The 17546-nt window shown below is 41.9% G+C and carries 15 protein-coding genes; 9 read left to right on the top strand and 6 right to left on the bottom strand.

What is annotated here, in order from left to right:
- Window positions 1-125: 125 nt before the first annotated feature.
- Together L2748_RS09355 and L2748_RS09350 are read right to left on the bottom strand one after the other, a co-directional pair.
- Window positions 126-1610: a putative bifunctional diguanylate cyclase/phosphodiesterase gene (locus tag L2748_RS09355; protein WP_220780797.1), complete on the bottom strand. Its 1485-nt coding sequence runs from the start codon at window positions 1608-1610 to the stop codon at window positions 126-128.
- Window positions 1611-1706: 96 nt separating this feature from the next.
- A complete protein-coding gene (locus L2748_RS09350; protein ID WP_220780796.1) occupies window positions 1707-2549 on the bottom strand; it encodes an HDOD domain-containing protein in 843 nt (280 codons plus the stop codon).
- Window positions 2550-2835: 286 nt separating this feature from the next.
- On the opposite strand from L2748_RS09350, the gene trhP reads away from it, so the two are divergent.
- Window positions 2836-4215 carry a prephenate-dependent tRNA uridine(34) hydroxylase TrhP gene (trhP, locus tag L2748_RS09345; protein ID WP_220780795.1) on the top strand — a complete coding sequence of 460 codons (1380 nt, stop codon included), beginning with the start codon at window positions 2836-2838 and terminating at the stop codon, window positions 4213-4215.
- Between the two features lie 98 nt (window positions 4216-4313).
- Window positions 4314-4571, top strand: coding sequence for a YfhL family 4Fe-4S dicluster ferredoxin (locus tag L2748_RS09340; protein WP_220780794.1), 258 nt, complete (start codon window positions 4314-4316; stop codon window positions 4569-4571).
- Window positions 4572-4796: 225 nt separating this feature from the next.
- On the opposite strand, the gene L2748_RS09335 is transcribed toward L2748_RS09340, so the two are convergent.
- Window positions 4797-5399, bottom strand: coding sequence for a DUF1287 domain-containing protein (locus L2748_RS09335; protein WP_220780793.1), 603 nt, complete (start codon window positions 5397-5399; stop codon window positions 4797-4799).
- Window positions 5400-5508: 109 nt separating this feature from the next.
- The gene (locus L2748_RS24705; protein WP_476712905.1) at window positions 5509-5610 is read right to left on the bottom strand and encodes a hypothetical protein; all 102 of its coding nucleotides are present in this window, start codon (window positions 5608-5610) and stop codon (window positions 5509-5511) included.
- Between the two features lie 160 nt (window positions 5611-5770).
- Between L2748_RS24705 and L2748_RS09330 the strand changes: the two genes are divergently transcribed.
- Complete coding sequence (locus L2748_RS09330; protein ID WP_220780792.1) at window positions 5771-7471, top strand: RluA family pseudouridine synthase; 1701 nt, start codon at window positions 5771-5773, stop codon at window positions 7469-7471.
- 142 nt (window positions 7472-7613) lie between these two features.
- On the opposite strand, the gene ubiT is transcribed toward L2748_RS09330, so the two are convergent.
- Window positions 7614-8126, bottom strand: coding sequence for a ubiquinone anaerobic biosynthesis accessory factor UbiT (gene ubiT, locus L2748_RS09325; RefSeq protein ID WP_220780791.1), 513 nt, complete (start codon window positions 8124-8126; stop codon window positions 7614-7616).
- A gap of 132 nt (window positions 8127-8258) precedes the next feature.
- Between ubiT and ubiU the strand changes: the two genes are divergently transcribed.
- On the top strand, window positions 8259-9260 hold the full coding sequence (gene ubiU, locus L2748_RS09320; RefSeq protein WP_220780790.1) for a ubiquinone anaerobic biosynthesis protein UbiU: 1002 nt from the start codon (window positions 8259-8261) through the stop codon (window positions 9258-9260).
- 10 nt (window positions 9261-9270) lie between these two features.
- Window positions 9271-10128, top strand: a complete 858-nt coding sequence (locus tag L2748_RS09315) for a U32 family peptidase (protein ID WP_220780789.1) — start codon at window positions 9271-9273, stop codon at window positions 10126-10128.
- 45 nt (window positions 10129-10173) lie between these two features.
- Here L2748_RS09315 and L2748_RS09310 read toward each other — a convergent pair whose 3' ends face one another.
- Window positions 10174-10860 (bottom strand): DUF998 domain-containing protein, encoded by a 687-nt coding sequence (locus L2748_RS09310; protein WP_220780788.1) that lies wholly within the window; start codon window positions 10858-10860, stop codon window positions 10174-10176.
- A gap of 377 nt (window positions 10861-11237) precedes the next feature.
- Between L2748_RS09310 and L2748_RS09305 the strand changes: the two genes are divergently transcribed.
- The 4 genes from L2748_RS09305 (at window position 11238) to olsF (ending at window position 17423) form a co-directional block, all read left to right on the top strand.
- A complete protein-coding gene (locus L2748_RS09305) occupies window positions 11238-12782 on the top strand; it encodes a methyl-accepting chemotaxis protein (RefSeq protein WP_220780787.1) in 1545 nt (514 codons plus the stop codon).
- Window positions 12783-13189: 407 nt separating this feature from the next.
- The gene (locus tag L2748_RS09300) at window positions 13190-14512 is read left to right on the top strand and encodes a YjiH family protein (protein WP_220780824.1); all 1323 of its coding nucleotides are present in this window, start codon (window positions 13190-13192) and stop codon (window positions 14510-14512) included.
- Window positions 14513-14751: 239 nt separating this feature from the next.
- A complete protein-coding gene (locus L2748_RS09295; protein WP_220780786.1) occupies window positions 14752-15633 on the top strand; it encodes a UDP-2,3-diacylglucosamine diphosphatase in 882 nt (293 codons plus the stop codon).
- Window positions 15634-15674: 41 nt separating this feature from the next.
- On the top strand, window positions 15675-17423 hold the full coding sequence (gene olsF / locus L2748_RS09290) for a bifunctional ornithine lipid synthase OlsF (RefSeq protein WP_220780785.1): 1749 nt from the start codon (window positions 15675-15677) through the stop codon (window positions 17421-17423).
- The last annotated feature ends 123 nt before the right edge of the window (window positions 17424-17546 follow it).

Raw genomic sequence — 17546 nt, 5'->3', positions numbered from 1 at the left:
GCATTGTATATAGCAGGCTAACACCTGTTCAACTCAGGTAAGTCACTCTACTTACCTGAATGATTAAAACAACATTTTAGCGCTAATAAAACCTTAAAAGGTATCGTAATAAGCTGGGTGCTACGCTAAAAGTTACCCTGCTCACTCAATTTAGGCCAACGCGATTCAAGCTCTTTAGGTTTCAGTGGCTTGGAAAAAATATCACCTTGAACCTTATCAACTCCCATTCCCAGTAATAACTGTAAAATATCTTCAGTTTCAACACCTTCAACAGTTACCTTAAAACCAAGCCCTTTAGCTAAACGTATACTGGTGTCCATTATATGCCTGGCTCGAGCATCACTTTCTAAATCATCTAAGAAAGCTTTGTCTATTTTAACTTCGTCTACAGGTAAGTATTTCAGGTAAGCTAAAGATGAATGCCCTGTCCCAAAATCATCAATAGCAACATCTACACCTAAGTGACGTAAATCTTTAATAGTCGCTATCGCACCATCAAGATCTTGCATCAATTTGCTTTCGGTGATTTCAATAGATATTACCCCAGCGTTAAGTTGATACTTTGCCAACCTCGCTTTAATTCCGGTGATCAAAGAGGCGTTACGCAGATCTTGAGTCGATAAATTAACGGCAACTTGAAGATCCATGCCCATTTTTGTCCACTTTGCTTGCTGAGCAAACACTTCATCAAGTACCCACTGACTCACAATATCAATCATGCCAGAGTATTCTGCTAAAGGAATAAACTCTGCAGGAGAGATACTTCCAAGTTGCGGATGCTGCCAACGCATCAAGGCCTCTACTTGGCAACAATGACCTTGTGGAAAGCTCTGCTTAGGCTGATAAACCATATAAAGCTCACCATCACTCAGGGCTTTGGCTAAACTATTGATGATGGAAACTTCTCTTATCTGTACTGCGTCATCCCCAAGCAAATACTCAGATAAAGCAAGGTCGTGAATCTTTGCCTTTTTAAGGGCTAAATCCAGTCGCCTTAGCATGGTACTAATGTCACTGTGAAAAGGTTCTAAAGCTAAATGTCCAACTTGTACTCGGGTAGTAATAATGCTGCCAAAGATATCATAGGGAAGTTGAAGCTTATCAATGAGCTGTTGCAGTTGTAGTTCAGACCTAGAACGAGGAAAATAGATAAGAAACTCATCTTCATTCATTCTGGCAACTAAAGAGCCATCAGTCGATAACTCCTTAATACGAATCGCTATCTGTTTCAGTAATTCATCGCCAAAGTTAAAGCCAAACAAATCATTTACGTATCGAAAGCGGTAAATATCAAGTAAAACAAGACTACCTTTATCCAGTGGCATTAACTCTGCCATTTTTCGCTTCATGCTCATGCGATTATCCAACTGCGTTAGCTTATCTTGCTCAGCTTGTTGGCTTTGAATCACTAATTGACTAACACCTTGTTCTAGCTGGTCCAACTTAGCACTATTCGACAGTGTTTTAGCCGTTGACAGCCCTTCTTCATTGCTAACAGCATTGAAGAGATGATTTATTTTGAATGTCAGTTTTTTTTGATGCCACAATACAACTACGAGTATAAGCAGTAGCAATAAACACACACCAAAAACAATCCAATTACCGTTCATCAATGGGCACTTTAACCTAAATTTCTTCCCTATTCTGTTTATAAACTATAGCGCGCTATTGCACCATCTTAAGAGCACTTTATTTTCAATATTTATTTACTCATATCCTGACTTAATCGACTGATAAGTTTCAATAAAGCTATCGCTCGTTAAATCATTACTTGAAACCGGTAAACCACGGTCAATAAAGATCTGCATTCGTTGTTCTAATTCAGCTCCAGCCCTTAACTTTCCAGTGTAAAACGCCGCCGCTCGGATAAAATCCAAATAACTCACTTTATCTGACTGATAAGTTAAATCAGACCAACGCTCAACAACTTCCATCACATCTGGCGAGAACTGCCAGCTTTTTAACACAGCGCGACCTAAAGGTCCTTGTAACTTTTTAACTAATGCCCGCAGTACAACGATATTCCCAAATAACTCAGGATTAGCTTCAGCTTCTGTCAGCACAGGCAGAGCACCAATATTGTGCACTAAGCCCGCTAACGTCATAGTATCAATATTCAATGTGCTGGTTGGGTTCTGCTGTTTATAAAGCTGTAACATGGCGCAAGCTGCAGATGTGACATCAATCGATGCGCTCCACACCTCATCCATGACTTCCCAAACCATTTGATTGGTTGAGATGAACAATTGCTCCATGGCAATGGAGGTCACAATCGATTTAATTTGAATTAAACCAATACGGTTAATTGCCGCATTCACGTTATCAGCCGGCATACCACGGCTATACAAAGCACTATTAGCAACCCTAATAACCCTGGCAGAAATCGCTGCATCTTGGCCAATAATAATGGCAATATCTTTAAGGCTTACGTCTTCCTGTGCGACAACTTCTTGTACCCGCATTGCCACCTCTGGCAATGTTGGCAACACTAATGCATCTGACTTTAGTTTTTTTAGTAATCCGACTAATATCTGATGTTCTGTCGACATCTTTACTCCCTTTTATCCTGTGTTCATTTGCAACAAACCGAGTATATCAGTTGAGCGCTTTATGATGTGTGCAAAGCGGCCGTAATAGGTCAATACTTAATCAAGTGGCAAGGTCGGTATAAAAACCACCTAAAAATGATACATTGATCACAATATCTTATGATAAAAGACTCTGATCGTCTCAAAGCCAATTATTATATGCGGCTGACTTTCTTGCATTAGCGCTTTCATTCAGTAAAATGCGCAGCCGATTGTCAAGTCCTTATCCGTTAACAGAGAAGCTATTATGTTTAAACCTGAGCTATTGTCCCCTGCTGGTACATTAAAAAATATGCGTTACGCCTTTGCCTATGGCGCCGATGCTGTTTATGCCGGCCAGCCAAGATATAGTCTTCGCGTGCGTAATAACGACTTTAAGATGGAAAACTTGGCAGCAGGTATTAAGGAAGCCCACAGCTTAAACAAAAAGCTGTATGTGGTGAGCAACATTGCACCGCACAACGCTAAGCTAAAAACCTATATCAAAGATATGGAGCCTGTGGTTGCAATGCAGCCTGATGCGTTAATCATGTCAGATCCAGGTCTTATCATGATGGTACGTGAAGCATTTCCAGATCAAGTGGTTCACTTATCAGTACAAGCCAACGCAATTAACTGGGCATCAGTAAAATTCTGGGAGTCACAAGGCATTAAGCGTGTCATTCTTTCTCGTGAACTATCACTAGATGAAATTGAAGAAATTCGTCAACGCTGCCCAGATATCGAATTAGAAGTTTTTGTTCATGGTGCGTTATGTATGGCGTACTCAGGCCGCTGTCTGCTATCAGGTTATATCAACAAGCGTGATCCTAACCAGGGAACCTGCACTAACGCATGTCGTTGGAAGTACGATGTCCACGAAGCACAACAAACTGAAACCGGTGATGTGGTTCCAGTTAACCCTGCAGTACAAATTGAAACGCCAACATTAGGTGCAGGTCAACCATCAGATCAAATCGTTCTGCTTCAAGAAGCGGGTCGTCCAGGCGAGTATATGCCTGCGTTTGAAGATGAGCACGGCACTTACATCATGAACTCAAAAGACTTACGTGCGATTCAACACGTTGAGCGTTTGACTAAGATGGGCGTTGACTCACTTAAAATCGAAGGTCGTACCAAGTCGTTCTACTATGTTGCACGTACTGCTCAGCTTTATCGCCAAGCGATTGAAGATGCTTCTGCCGGTAAAGACTTTGACCGTACACTAATGCACAATCTTGAAGGCCTTGCACACCGCGGTTACACCGAAGGTTTCTTACGTCGCCACGTGCATGATGAATACCAAAACTACGATTACGGCTATTCAATTAGCGACACGCAGCAGTTTGTTGGCGAATTTACCGGTAAACGTAACGAAGCAGGTCTTGCAGAAGTTGATGTGAAGAACAAGTTCCTTGTTGGCGACAGCGTTGAGGTGATGACACCACAAGGTAACTTAACCATCAAAGTTGATACGCTAATTAACCGCAAAGGTGAAAGCGTTGAGGCTGGGCTAGGTTCAGGTCACTTTGTATTCCTTGACGTACCGGCAGGCGTTGAGCTTGAAAAAGCGGTATTACTGCGTAACTTGCCACAAGGCCAAGATACCCGTAATCCACACCAAGCTGCTGATACACAAGCTAAGTAAGCTTATTTAAGCAACACAATATAAGCTTATTTTTATGAGCTCGAATTACGAGCTCATAATCGATAGGTGTTTATTACAGAGATTTAAGACTAAAGACAATGGCATTATTAATCGACGACAGTTGTATCAACTGCGACATGTGTGAACCCGAATGTCCTAACCAGGCCATTACTATGGGTGAAGAGATCTACGAGATCGACCCTATATTGTGCACAGAGTGTGTTGGCCATTACGCCAAACCAACATGTATTTCGGTCTGCCCTATCGATTGTATTGCTATTGACCCTGCTCATAAGGAATCTAACGATGAACTGCTCATTAAGTACCATATACTTACTGGCAAGCCTATTGAGTAAGCAAAAATTGAACAAAAAATGGAGCCAAACGGCTCCATTTTTTATTGTCTAGCTTCAACTACCCCCGAGCTGGAACCCCAGTTTAAAACTATATAGTTTGATATTTTACCCCTTAGTTCAAGTGCCAGTATCGCGATGCGAATTCTATGCAATGGCGTAAAGACAAAGACAAAGTAAAACTAGACTCAACTAAACATGGTTGAGATACAAACTAATACTAGACACTCAATCTAGATTAGGCTGATAACGATAATGACCCGTTATTGGATATTCAAACAACATATCTTCAAGCTGTGGCCCTGCACCTATGTTATGCACAACTAGCGGCCGCTTTTGCTCCAAAGATGTTTGCTCTACCAGTATTCCTATATGGGGTAAGTTACCCGGTAACATCCAAGTGACTATGTCACCCGCTTGATAATCTGCGCCATCATTACTCACTTGTAATGTCCGCCCATGACGAGTAAAGAAAGTTTGCAGGTTGGGGACTCTACGATGATCAATATTCTTATCAGGGCGACTCAAGCCCCAAATTCTTTTAGAGGGATATTGAGCGAAATGGCTATTCATATCTTCGTGCACTAACACTTGCAGATCTATTCCTAACTGACGATAACTTCGAATTACCACATCGGTACAAACCCCAATATTGGCAGGCACATCCCCGTTTGGATAATCAAGCTTAAAATAGCTACCGTCATATCTAACATGATGTTCAGTTCTATCCATTGCCGCTTGAACCAACTCAGCACTAAATGTTTCAACATCAGCCTGAACCGAGCTAACTAGTAATCCTTGAAGTAACAAAATTAAACCTATTCGTTCCATGATAAGCTCCTAAAAATAAACTACCTACTCTTGCTGAAGATAGGCCAATAAATCATAAAATGACTAGCCGCAGTTTAGCTATTTACCGCTTTCATTAACAAGCACGCACTTATTCCAAATCCATCTTAGTTAAGTCCGCTCTAACTAAGTCCGCTCTAACTAAGTCCGTATTAATTCCCCTCCAAAGGTAAAGGTTTTGATACGTGCACACTGCTAAGCTTTTGCTGGTTATAGATCTGGTAAAAGCGCAGTTCGACAGATGACATCACCCCTCTGAGAGAGTAAAATCTCGGCCCACTGCAAGCTTGCTAGCTAAACTTACTGTGATTTAGCAATTATCGCCCCAGCCCAATTAAAGATGTCAGGTGCCCATGTATTCAGCTCAACACTGTTTTACCGCTTTCAAGTCAGCTATTGATAGTTATCAGCAGCCTGAACGTTTTACTTTCCCGTTTTACTATGAGCCGCATCCATTGTGCTTGTTAGCTGCAGCTGAGCTACAGCAACACTTAAGTACTCAAACTGACTGGCAGCATAACTTTGGCTTGGGTGAATATGCCGATACTACACCTGCAATTGGCAAGATGTTTGGCGTGTTGCTGGTACGTAATCAAAGTGGAGCTCTAGGTTACTTATCCGCGTTTTCTGGAAAACTTGCCGAACAGAACCTGCTCGATGGCTTTGTACCGCCCGTCTTCGATATGTTGGCAGAAGAAAGTTTTTTTCATGATGGTATGCAGGCGCTTAACCAACTCACAGACCAGTTAAAAATCGCCCAAAACAATCCTGATATGGCTAGGTTAGCTGCCGAGCTAACAAGATTACGCAGTCAAGCTGACAGCGCATTAGAAACCATACGCGCGCAAATTATTGAAAACCGAAAAACACGAAAACTGCGCCGTAGCAAAGTTGAAAAACAACAAGATGCAGTCGCACTAAATACGCTCAATATCCAACTGGGTAAAGAGAGTGTCGCTGAAAAGTTTCACCTCAAAGCAACCAAACAAGAGTGGGATGAGCAATGTGACGCCATTGCCAAAAAACTGCAAAGCTTGCAAACTGAAGTGTCGGGCATTAAAACAAAGCGGGCACAACATTCAAATAATTTGCAAAAACAGATTTTTGCCCAGTATCAGTTTTTAAATCAAGCAGGCGAGTTAAAAGATCTTAATGAGATCTTTAAAGACAGTCCAACCCAGCAACCACCAGCTGGAGCCGGAGAGTGTGCGGCACCTAAACTACTGCAGTTTGCCTTTAATCATAACTTAACCCCTATCGCGATGGCTGAGTTTTGGTGGGGCGTATCACCAAAGTCAGAAATCAAGCAGCATAAAAACTTTTATGGTTCTTGTCAGGGAAAATGCCAGCCAATTTTAAGCCATATGCTTGAAGGGATTGAGATGGATGAAAATCCATTACTAACAAACCCCGCCGAAGGAAAATCGCTAGAGGTTATCTATCAGGATGATGTCATGGCGGTGGTCAATAAACCTGCAGAGTTTTTGTCGGTACCCGGTAAAAATGTCACAGACTCTGTCTATGCACGCATGAAAGCACTATTTCCTAAAGCCACTGGTCCACTGATAGTTCACAGACTTGATATGTCGACCTCTGGCTTAATGGTGATTGCGCTGAGCAGTGAAGCCAACAAGTCTTTAGCGCAGCAGTTTATTGCCCGCACAGTAGAAAAGCGTTATGTGGCTCAGGTATCTGGTGTGGTTGAGGCTGCGCAAGGCGAGATTAGTTTACCATTGCGTGGTGATATTGATGACAGACCAAGACAATTGGTCTGCTATGAGCATGGAAAACACGCGCAAACTAAGTGGCAGGTAAAGTCGCGCAGCGCTGATGCCACTATGTTGTATTTGTATCCGCATACAGGTCGCACTCATCAACTGCGTGTGCACTGTGCTCACCATGATGGCTTACATCTACCAATCATAGGTGATGACCTTTACGGTAATAAATCCAATCGCTTACACTTACATGCCCAACGTTTAGTGCTCAATCACCCTGTTAGCAGAGAAAGGTTAACTTTTGAGGTTGATGTCGACTTTAATCAAGACGCCTAATTACTCAGTCTTATATCAACTTAATGTAGAGATATATTTCACTCGAAAAGCATTTAAGCAAAACAATGCCATGCACGCGCCAAAAGTTGTGCATGGCTAAATCGCTAACGACCAAGTTACAGAAACTCAATTCAGGCTTAAATTAAGCCAGTGCAGGTTCCGCTTTTGCTTGTAATGCTTGCAGCGCCAAAGCGAGCTTCTCAATGGTCATTCTAATCGCTGCAGGCATGGCATCAAATTCGACACTCAACAGCAAGTTTTTCACTTCTAGTCCAAGCTCTGTATCGCCTTCAATGCATAATTTACGCTGAAAAAACAAGCTGTCAGGATCTTCTTTAGCCGCAGCAATAAGTAATAATTCTTTTGATTGCGCAGTAAATGTCACTTCTGCATTTTGGATTGGGCGAACTTGCCAACCATCAGCATAAGTCACCTCAAAACTAAGCGCTAGATCCTTAATATAAATTGCCACCCAACGCCCTTCAAGAAAGTCTAACTCCTCATCGGCAGCTTGTTCTGCTAGCAGTAAACCTAGAATACGTTTTAACAAATCAGCTTTTAGTGCAAACGGTATTAAGCCTAGAGGACGCGCAATGGCTTTAGGCCCGATATCGAGTATTTGTTGAGCTAGTTTGTTGGGAAAGAAACCTTGCATGTGGAAATGTATCCAAAATGTGGCAAAGAAAGGGATTTTACCTAGCTTTTATGATCACAAACCTGTTTTACATCAAAAATATGATCTTCATTCCCTTTTAAACTCCTGTTTCATTATTTTTGGAGCAACCAAATGGAACTACTGTGCCCAGCGGGAAATCTCGCCTCATTGAAAACCGCCCTAAATGCTGGAGCAGATGCGGTCTACCTGGGACTGAAGGACGATACCAATGCACGGTCGTTTGCAGGGTTAAACTTTACACCGAAGAAATTACAACAAGCAGCAGAGTACACCAAGAAGTGTGGCAAGAAAGTGTTTTTAACGATAAACACATTTCCCAGCCCTGGTGAAGAAAAGCGTTGGTACCAAGCCATCGATCTCGCTGCAGATACAGGTGTTGATGCACTTATCATGGCGGACTTGTCATTACTCGATTACGCCCACAGTAAGTACCCACACTTACCGCTCCACCTTTCTGTACAAGCAAGCGCAACTAACCTGGGAGCGCTAAAGCTCTATAAAGAAGCATTTAATATCGAACGGGCTGTACTGCCTCGGGTACTATCAATGAAACAAGTCCGCGATCTGGCCAAAGTGACGCCGGTCGATTTAGAAGTTTTTGCCTTTGGTAGTTTATGCATTATGGCTGAAGGCCGCTGCCACTTATCATCTTACGTGACTGGCCAATCACCAAATACTGGTGGTTCTTGCTCACCTGCAAAACACGTGCGCTGGCACGAGGAAGGTAATAGTCGCCTAACACTACTAAATGATGTGTTAATTGATAAGTCAGGCTTAGATGAACAAATGGGCTATCCTGTCGTGTGTAAAGGCCGATACACCACGGAAGAAAACAGCAACCCAAGTCATATTCTTGAGTCACCAACCAGTCTTAACACCTTAAGCCTGCTTCCTGAGTTAGCGAAAGCCAACGTGGTATCACTCAAAATTGAAGGACGCCAACGCAGCCCTGCTTATGTAGAGCAAGTGACCAAAGTATGGCGTGCAGCCATTGATAGCTATATGTCAGCCCCAGATAAATACCAAACCCAACAGTCATGGGATCAAGCATTGGCAAAAGTGTCGGAAGGACAAACCACAACGCTTGGCGCTTACGAGCGTAATTGGCAATAAGGAATTAATCATGAAAACATCACTAGGTCCATTGCAATACTGCTGGGAAAAACAAAAAGTTACCGCTTTTTATGATCAAGTAGCCACCAGCAATATTCCGCTGATTTACTTAGGTGAAACCGTTTGTAGCCGTCGACGTCAGCTTAAGTTCTCCGACTATTTAGCTATTGCACAAATGCTAAGAGACTCAGGTAAGCAAGTCGTGTTATCAACTTTGGCACTGCTAGAAGCGCCGTCTGAATACACTGAATTGCAAAAACATGTCGATAATGGTGAATTCATCATTGAAGCCAATGACATGGGGGCTGTGCAAGCTGCAAAGGAACGCAAGCTGCCTTTTGTATGTGGTGCAACAATGAACAACTATAACCTTGCAACATTAACCAAGCTCCACCAGTGGGGTATGCAACGTTTTGTAATGCCAATTGAGCTATCCAAAGACTGGCTAACCAAGGTGATGCAATCAGAAAAACCGCTTGCTTTTGAAGTCGAAGTTTTTGGGCACGGCTATTTACCACTTGCTCACTCAGCTCGCTGTTTTACCGCACGTCAACAGGGTCTGCAAAAGGATGACTGCCAAATTGTTTGCCTAGCAAACCCTAAAGGCTTACTCACACAAACTATGGATAACCAGCCACTATTAAGACTAAACGGTATTCAAACGCAATCTGCTAGCCTAATTGATCTATCGAGTGAAGTTGAGGTGATGAAATCTATGGGGGTAAACTATTTTAGAGTCTCTCCAAATAGTTTAAAAAGCATCGAGATAGCTGAAAATATTCTGCAGCAGCCTGATAAAAATAATTCCCTATCTTGCAATGGCTATTGGCACCACGATTCAGGGTTCGCCCATATTCAGAGTCAGTAGTTTTCAGCAATACAGACAGTTAAAACTGATTAAGCAATGATAGGACTAGGAATCACTGCTTGTTATCTTATAGATCACCGAGCAACTCCATAACGAAAAGGTGGCTACGCCAATCCATTCAATAATGGCTGGCCACCATAAATCAGGTCTCCCCGGACCAACTAACAGCTCATTATAAAACGCTTCATTCCCCTCAGTTAAGCCTAATCCCAGTGATGGAAGTAGTAAGAAACCCGCTAAAAATATGAATGCAAAAAATGCTAACGCATTATGCCAAATTGAAAATGTAAAAGACGTCGCGCTTAGTTGAAACAACCCGTAAAAAACCAAACTACTACAAGCAAATATAAAAAAATATTTAATTGCCACGATATGCAGGTGATAAACATTTACAGGAAAAAGCCCCGAAGCAGCAAATGCCAGATAACATAATCCTAAACTCAAAAAAAACAAGTAATGCCAACGAGATTGCACTAGCTGTAAACTCAGTAGGCAAAATAACACCACGCAAAGCCCGCCAAAGAATAAACCGCCATTTACAAATACCGCATAGTGAGATTGCCCATAACTGCCTAACTCACTTAAGGTATGGTTAAAAAAACTAAAACCGTCATCACCTATCTGCTTAAATAACATAACAGATAAAACCAGACCAAGTAGCTGACCAAATATGCCAAGCATGCCAAACCTAAATGCTAACGTTGCCACTTTATTGTACTTCTTAACCAGCATAGCTTCCTATTTTAGTCTTTTAATTAACACTAATTAATGTATATAGAATTGTCTTAGAGTAACGAGGGCTTGCTCAGATTTTTACCATTCACTTAAGCCTTAGTTAATGTTTCGTATTTGTTATTTCTATAATTAACCGCCAGAAAATTCAACTCCCTTATAAAAAACGAAACTAAAACAACCTAAAAATCATAGGTTAATTAGCGAATAACCCCAAAATAATTCCAGAAACAGTCCACAAGTTTTGTTATCAAGTTTCTATTAAAAAAAGCAGCAGCAAAATTTCAAACGTATGTATTAATAAGATATTCTATGCTGATGTGTTAACGCATTGCTAAGGTATTGCAATGTTTTTGCTGTCACAGGGACTAATAATAATGACAAAAAAGCAGCCAGACTTAATTAATCAGGAAGTAAAGTTAACGGCAAATGACCAACTCATATCAACAACCGACAGGCGTGGTGTGATCACTTATGTAAACCAACGCTTTATTGAGGTCTCAGGCTTTACAGAAGCTGAGTTGATAGGCAAAAATCATAATATTGTACGCCATCCCGATATGCCCAAAGCCGCATTTAAAGAAATGTGGTCAAAATTAGAAAGTGGTCAATCATGGCGTGGGGTGGTTAAAAATCGCTGCAAGAATGGCGCATACTATTGGGTCGATGCTTTCGTATCGCCACTGTTTGAGCAAGGCAAGCTCGTTGGTTACCAATCAGTAAGAGTTCAGCCAAGTACTGAACTCGTTACCAAAGCCAGTCATATCTATCATCGCCTAAATCAAGGGAAACGAGTCGACGACCCAATAAGTTTAGCAAATAAACGAATACTTTCAGCACTTTGTGCCAGCGCAGGTTTGCTCATTGCCGGTAGTATATGGGGCTGGGGCGTGATTGTTGCAGGTCTACTTTTAATGGGAGTTAATCTTGCAATCTTCTATGATGAAGCCTTTAGAGTGCCCGCCCGTTTAATGAAAATGAAGCAAAGTTATGACTCCGTAAGTCGATTTATTTATTGCGGCCGAGACACCTCCTCCTTGTTAGATTTTCAGTTAATGATGAAAGACGCCAAACTGCAAGGCGTACTAGGACGCTCTCAAGACAACGCCGAACATATAGAAGATATCGCCAGCCAACTAATCGCTGCGGCAGAGCAAACCCATGTAGGTTTAGATATTGAAAACCAGCAGATTGAACAGATTGCTAGTGCTACCGAAGAAATGGGGGCCACCATTAGCGAAGTCGCTAAAAATACCCAGTCCACATCAGAAAGCATTAAAGATACTTATCAAATCTGCCAAGATAGTCGCGACAAGATGCAGCAAAACGCAGTTAGCATTAACCAACTTTCAGATTCAGTCGCTGACGCAGCAGCCAATGCTCACCTGCTCAACAAAGAGGCAGAAGAAGTCGCCAATGCCATGTCTGAAATTGACGCCATTGCCGAGCAAACTAACTTACTTGCCCTCAACGCCGCTATTGAGGCAGCCAGAGCCGGTGAACAGGGTCGCGGCTTTGCCGTTGTAGCCGATGAAGTGAGAGCCTTATCAAGCCGCACCCAGCAATCAACCACCAGCATATCTCAAAGCGTCGATAAAATGTTTGCTATGCTTACTCAGTGGTCGCAGCAAATGGATAATAGTAAGTCGCGAGCATTATTATGCAGCCAAGATGCAGAAATTTCCGCTCAGAAAATCGACACCATCTATCAGTCGATGAAAGAAATCCAACAGTTGGCATTACAAAATGCTGTGGCGGCTGAACAACAAACACTCGTTGTCGGTGAAATTAATCAAAATATTAGTCAAATTAGCCAGGCCTCAAGTGAAAACCTATGCGCAGTAACCTTAGTTGAGAGCTCTGTAAAAGAGTTAAAGTTCAATGCTGAAAAAGCAAAATCTCTGAGAAAAACATTTAGTTAATTGTTGTTTAAAAGCCTTATCAGCCGTTATAAAGTCTTTATGACGGCTAAACACCACCCAAAACAACCAACACCAAATTAACACAAACAAATCATTACCTTAAAAGATCTTTAACCACAAAAAAGTTTTGTGCTTTTTTGCAAACTTCCGATACAATATAAATAATCATATTGAGCTAATAACTATTCGACTGTAGTGAATTACACTAGTCGTAATAGTGAAAATATTGCTTAGATATTTTAAGGCGAACATTTCGCTGACTAACAGTTGAATGAATATTCAATAATTTATCTGTTTATGCATAAGCTTGAATTCATACGTAAACACCTGTTTATTGTCATAAAGCAAAACTCGTTATTTAGGGTGCAAATAAAGTGTCAGAAAAAAAAACCCACAACATTAAAACAATGCTAACGTTTATCATTCCATCATTAATCGGCTTAATGCTGTTTATGATGCCGATTAGCTATAATGATGCCATCACAATTCCAATTGCGATTATTTCTAAGGGCTTACAAAGTCTGCTAAGTGATGTGTTAGTTGGTGTTGTCACCGCGATTGTTATTTTCACCGCGATTGCTTCGTTATTAACCAAAATTGTCCAGCCCAAATTTATTGTTGAGCAGCGATTTTTAAACTCGCTATTTAACGTCAGTCCAATTTGGCTGATCGTGCGTATTCTTGGTGCGATTTTCGTTGCATTAACCTTTTTCAATGTCGGTCCAGAAGCCATTCGTTCAGGCGGCACTGGTGCCCTAGTCCTAAACGATCTGCTACCAGTATTGTTCTCAGTGTTTCTGTTTGCAGGTATGCTTTTGCCGTTGTTATTGAACTTTGGCTTACTTGAGCTACTTGGCACCATGTTGACCAAAGTCATGCGCCCTATCTTTAACTTACCTGGTCGCAGTGCAATTGACTGTATGGCGTCATGGCTAGGTGATGGTAGCGTCGGTATTTTGATGACTAGCAAGCAGTATGAAGCACGCTTTTATACACAAAGGGAAGCTGCGGTTATTGGTACTACCTTCTCAGCAGTATCAATCACCTTCTCGTTAGTGGTGATCTCTCAGGTAAAACTTGAGCATCTGTTTGTGCCTTTCTATCTCACTGTTTGTCTTGCAGGTTTTGTGGCGGCGATTGTTGTGCCTAAACTGCCTCCACTATCGTGGAAGAAAGACATCTATGTAGATGAAACACCGCGTCATAGCGATGATGAAATGATCCCGGCGGGTTACAACGTATTTTCATGGGGCATGCATCAAGCGCTAAATAAAGCTTCTGCTGCAGGTGGTATTAAACACACACTTGTCGATGGCGTGAAAAACGTTGTTGATATGATTTTTGGTGTAATACCAGTCGTGATGGGCATCGGTACTATCGCGCTGATGATTGCCGAATTTACGCCAATCTTTGAATACTTGGGTATGCCGTTTATTCCGCTACTTGAGCTATTACAAGTACCAGAAGCTGCAGCGGCATCTAAAACCATTATGGTTGGTTTTGCAGATATGTTTATTCCAGCTATTTTAGCTAGCTCTATCGAATCTGATATGACTCGCTTTATTATTGCGACCTTGTCAGTCACTCAGCTTATCTACATGAGTGAAGTGGGTGCACTACTTATTGGTAGTAAAATCCCAGTTAACTTCTTAGAGCTATTTGTAGTGTTCATTCTAAGAACATTAGTGACTCTTCCGGTTATTGCAGGTGTTGCGCATCTGATATTCTAAGCAGCAACGATTGACTAAAAAGGAGCGCATTAGCGCTCCTTTTTTATTGCTGTAAAGCTCTGCTAACCTAGCGTAGCTATTGCCCAACAGCTGTAATATCCAAACCATAATCTACCAGCCATATCGAGATAGCTTTCCTCTGCAACCTTGCACCGTCATAAAGCCGCCACAAATCTTTCATCCTGCCGTCAATAAGCTCTTTTACGCTTGCGCTAACACCTCGTTTAAATGGCAAGCCAATGAACAAGCAGCCAAAAATGACAACAGAGCCAACAGCAACATCGGCAGTCCTCCCCATAAAAGCGATTGCAACACCATTAAGCGTCAATGCCGTTTGGTTGTCAGATGTGCACTTAGGCAGCAAAGACTGCAAAGCGGAGTATTTACTTACCTTTCTACAGCAGCTTGAAACCGAGTGCTTATATCTTGTTGGTGATATCTTTGATATTTGGGCGCTAAAGCGCAGAATTTACTGGCCAGAATCTCACAACAAAGTATTGCAACAGCTACTAAAAATGGCCCGCGATGGCGTTAAAGTCGTTTATATCCCCGGTAACCATGATGAAGTTTTAAAATCCTATAGCGGCTTTCATTTATGGGATCTTTCGATCTTTTGTGAGCATATCCACACGGGGGTTAACGGCCATAAGCTGCTGATGCTTCACGGTGACCAATTTGACTCAGAAGTGTGTATAGGCCGCACCTACGCAATACTTGGCGACCATTTATATGATTTATTGCTGTTTTTAAACCGTGGACTGCACAAGATACGTCATAAACTCGGCTATCCCTACTGGTCGCTAGCAAGCTATATCAAACTCCGAATAAACAAAGCCCAGCAAGCAATTACAGATTACCAAGCAGCTGTCACCCGTTACGCAAAAACCAAAAATGTCGATGCCGTATTCTGCGGTCACATCCACCAACCTGCGTTAAATATCGATAAACAAATACTCTATGGTAACGACGGTGATTGGGTAGAAAACTGTACGTTTATTGCCGAGTCATTTGAGGGCGATATTCAACTGTATAAATGGCATGAACTTGGCTGTGCAGAGCGGATAAAGTCGTACTCGTTTGAGACGAATAAGCGCCAGGCGCAGGTGAAACACGTTGCCTAAATACGCCAGTAGCGACTCCATTTTCTTATTAAGGTTTCCCCATGATATTTACCGTCGATAAAGTCGTAGAAAACAATCTCCCCAAGCTTAACCAAACGCGCTGGTCAACGCCGACAAAGGCTATGCTGCGCTATTTACTCAATGAAAAAGAATGCAATGAGATAGCTAATCAGTTTAGTTACTTAAAGGGGGTAGACTTTGTCGAACAACTACTTACCAGCTTTAATTTTAACTACTCAGTACCCAATAGTGAGATAGAGAATATCCCTTGTGAAGGTCGAGTAGTGATCTATGCCAATCACCCCATAGGCTCACTGGATGCCTTAGCGATGATAAAACTCATCAGTAAGGTAAGACCTGATATCAAAGTTGTCGCAAATGAATTATTGATGGCACTAGAGCCGCTACATCCTATTTTGCTACCTGTGCGTAATATGACAGGTGGTACACCAAAACAGCATTTAGAGAATATCCACAGCCATCTTAAAAACGAGGGTGCGGTTTTAATCTTCCCGTCTGGAGAAGTATCACGTTTGCGCCCCCACGGTGTCGTTGATCTGCACTGGCACTCAGGCTTTGTTAAAATAGCTAAAGCTTGCCAAGCCCCCTTATTACCGATGTTTGCTGATGCGAGAAACTCAGCTGCATTTTACGGCGCATCAATGATCTATAAACCGCTTGCGAGCCTTTTACTCGTCAAAGAAATGTTCAAACAAGCTAAAAAAACCATGCCCATTAGAATTGGGGAGTTGATCCCTAAAGAAGTGGTGGCTAGCAATGACTTCCCGCTAAAAACCAAAGTTAAGCTGTTAAAAAATCACCTGTATCGCATAGGTAAAAATAGAAGTCCGTTATTTAGTACTCAAAGTGCTATCGCTCATCCTGAACCACGCAGTGAGCTACAAGCCGCTTTACACCAATGTGAGTTACTAGGAGAAACCGCTGATAACAAAAAAATCTATCTATATCAGCATCAATCGAGCAATCCCATCATGCGTGAAATAGGCCGTTTAAGAGAAATCGCTTTTCGCGCCGTCGGTGAAGGCACGGGTAATCGCCGCGACACAGATAAATATGATGCTTACTATCAACACTTAGTTTTATGGGATCCTATAACACTGGATATTGTTGGCTCTTATCGTTTTGCTGGGGCAAAGCGAGTGCATGAGCTACATGGAGATAATGCACTCTACAGTCAGTCACTGTTTGCTTATAGTGACGACTTTACTAAGTATTTTGAGCAAGGGTTAGAGCTAGGTCGTAGCTTTGTACAGCCCAAATATTGGGGAAAACGCAGTTTAGATTACCTGTGGTTTGGTATTGGGGCATTTTTGGTGCGTAACCCACAATATCGCTATCTATTTGGGCCGGTATCGTTAAGCGATAAAATTCCTGAACTAGCCAAAGAGCGATTAATTCACTTTTACAAAACTCAGTTTGCTTGCCAGCAATCACTCGCCTACTCATTTTGTCCTTACCAATTTAGCCCAAGCCGTGAAACGGAGTTAGACAACAAGTATGCAGGGCTTGATTACCACGAAGGCTTTAAACAGCTCAAACAAGCCATGGCCAGTATGGGCTCAGCCGTACCAGCACTATATAAACAATACGGCGAGCTTTGCATTGATGGTGGGGTCACCTTTATAGATTTTGGTATTGACGCTGAATTTGGTGATTGTATCGACGGTTTAGTGTTAGTCGATACTCACAAACTTAAGCCTAAAAAACGCAGTCGCTATTTAGATTGCCACAGACCTGAATTGCAACTTAGTGATAACTCACCATTATGAATTTTCAATTGATTATCTGTAGGTATAACAACAAAAATGTATGGTCCGCCTCGTTATTGCAAATGATATTTTCGATAACGAGGTTGGTTTGCGCTAATGTATTCGGAGTCTTCATTAGGTGCT

The organism is Shewanella sairae (assembly GCF_023283535.1).
Taxonomy (GTDB): domain Bacteria; phylum Pseudomonadota; class Gammaproteobacteria; order Enterobacterales; family Shewanellaceae; genus Shewanella; species Shewanella sairae.
Note: the sequence above shows the minus strand (reverse complement) of the source record. Positions and strands in the feature narration are given on the sequence as shown.